Origin of the sequence: Streptococcus oralis, from assembly GCF_001588645.1 — a bacterium.
GTDB lineage: Bacteria > Bacillota > Bacilli > Lactobacillales > Streptococcaceae > Streptococcus > Streptococcus oralis_AB.
In genome coordinates, this window is record NZ_LAYF01000043.1 from 1 (window position 1) to 403 (window position 403).

The following is a 403-nucleotide window of genomic DNA, read 5'->3' on the forward strand; positions in this document are numbered from 1 at the left end:
TAGACCAAGACGATAACAACAAGGAAGTTGGTAAGGTCGTTGAAAGCGGTAAGTCAGGTGAACCAATCGGAACTACTAACTACGCAACTCGTCTGAAAGAATTGACAGACAAGGGCTACGAAGTGGTGAACGATGAGTTCAAGGGACCTAAGACCTTCGATAACGATGATAAGAAGGACCAACAATTTGTGGTTACTCTTCGTCATGGTAAAGAAGCAATCAAGGATCCAGCAGAACTCAACAAGAAGGTTACACGTACCATCAAGTATCAATACGCAGATGGTCAAACAGCAGGCCGTCCAGCTCTGAAAGCTCCAGTAACACAAGAAGCAGCCTTCACACGTACAGGTGAGCGCGACCGTGTAACTGGCAACAAGACTTTCACTCCATGGACACCAGCTAC

Annotated in this window: 1 protein-coding gene; it reads left to right on the forward strand. The window is 46.4% G+C overall.

Annotated elements, in window-relative coordinates; genetic code table 11:
• Positions 1 to 403 (forward strand): mucin-binding protein (locus A0739_RS10520; protein WP_196755728.1); only part of this gene is annotated, 403 nt, incomplete at both ends.